Origin of the sequence: Faecalibacterium intestinale (assembly GCF_040096575.1) — a bacterium.
GTDB classification, from domain to species: Bacteria; Bacillota; Clostridia; order Oscillospirales; family Ruminococcaceae; genus Faecalibacterium; species Faecalibacterium intestinale.
The window spans coordinates 1-1,666 of the sequence record NZ_JBBMEN010000057.1 but is presented as its reverse complement, the minus strand read 5'-3'; the positions used below and the strand labels follow the sequence as shown (position 1 = coordinate 1,666).

1 protein-coding gene is annotated in these 1,666 nt (G+C 45.3%); it reads right to left on the bottom strand.

Annotated features, from left to right (window positions below; genetic code table 11):
* Window positions 1-236: 236 nt before the first annotated feature.
* Entirely contained in the window at window positions 237-1,412 is a 1,176-nt protein-coding gene (locus WMO20_RS14305) for an IS110 family RNA-guided transposase (RefSeq protein ID WP_097839216.1), read from the bottom strand.
* Window positions 1,413-1,666: the final 254 nt, after the last annotated feature.

Genomic DNA, 1,666 nt, shown 5'->3' with positions numbered 1-1,666 from the left:
GGGAGACTAACTATTAAAAGTCAAGCCCCAAAATGAAAAAATCCGCCAACCGACCGCTGCCCCTGACAAACAGCATTCAAATGCTGGTCTTGGAACAGCGAGGGCGACGGAGAGAACAGCAAAGCAAGCCCGGCCAACCCTCGCAGAAACAGAATAGCATTTGAATGCTTCGGTTCGTCAAGGGTTCGCTGCGCCAGCTAAGTTTCTGTTGGAATTAGCTCAGGCTCAGGAGAAAATCATGCAGCTGTAAGATATGTTTTTCCAGACTTCTGCAAAGCGTAGATCAGCCGCACGAGTTTCTTCATGGCATGGGACAGGGCAACATTGTAGTGTTTTCCTTCGGCACGTTTTTTGGCAAGGTATTCAGCAAAGACAGGATTCCAGTAGCAGACGTACTTGGTTGCGTTGTAAAGGGCATGTCGCAGGTAGCGGGAGCCACGTTTTTCCATGTGAGCATAGCAGTTCGTGAGTTTTCCGGACTGGTATGTAGATGGAGAGCAGCCAGCGTAAGCAAGAATTTTGTCAGGAGAACTGAAATTGGAGAAATCCCCGATTTCTGCAAGGATCACAGCAGCGGAGTTTACTCCCATGCCGGGAATCGAGAGAATTGGTGGATTGAGCTCATCTATGATTTTCTGAATAGAATCTTCAATTTCGTCGATCTCGGAGGCAAGTTCTTGAATGAGTTTAATGGTATGCTTCAATTCCAAAGATTTGGCAGGCATGACAGAGCCAATAGAAGCTCTGGCTGCCTCTCGAATCTGGATGGCTTTCTCTTTTCCGTAGCGTCCTTTGGACGCTGTTGTAAGAAGGTTTGTCAGCTTGGTAAGATGGACTTCTGAAATTTGCTTTGCACCGGGATATTCGCTGAGAAGTGCGTAGATTGAAGTGCCATGGATAGACGAAACAAGCCCTTCCAATTCGGGAAACAGAATCGTAGCCAATCTGGACACCGATTGCTTTAGTTTAGCGCATTCCTGAACTTTATCAAATCGGTATCTTGTTAGTGACTTTAGCTCTTCGTTATGGTATGCTATATCCGTGTAGGACTTGAGGTCTACATCGGACAATAGCATAGTTGCAATCGTTCTTGCATCCACACGATCGGTTTTGGTTTTGCGAAGGCTGAGACTTTTTCGGTACAGGTTGGTGTGCAAAGGGTTAATGACATAAGTTGGCAGACCGTTGTCAAGAAGGAACCCAAGAATATTGTAGCTGTAATGTCCGGTAGCCTCAAGTCCTACTTTTATTTTGTCTGACTTTTTGGTGCAGTTTCGAATCGTTTGAAGCAGCTGCTTAAATCCATCCATGTTGTTGGGGATGGTAAAGCAGTCAGCACGAACCATTCCGTCTGAATCAAGAATACAGCAGTCATGCTTATCCTTGGCAACATCAATTCCAACACAAACCATTTTGATACCTCCGGTATATTTATTTCGATGCTGTTCAGGACCACAGACTTCTTTGCTCTTGTAACCTCGTTCTAAATAAACCGTCTGGCGGTATCTAACTGATTAACATTTCAACAAAGAAGCTGTGGTTGGAGCCTCCCGAAAACCGTCTTTGCGGTAGGTGATGTTCCACCAATCCACAGCATCCTGAACTTATTGTAGCATTCCGCTGGAGAGCGGTCTATAAATACTACTATTTTATTATACGAGGTGAT

Bases quoted from the DNA above. Each gene is read 5' to 3' on its own strand.
- WMO20_RS14305 (WP_097839216.1), bottom strand. From the start codon at position 1,412: ATGGTTTGTGTTGGAATTGATGTTGCCAAGGATAAGCATGACTGCTGT.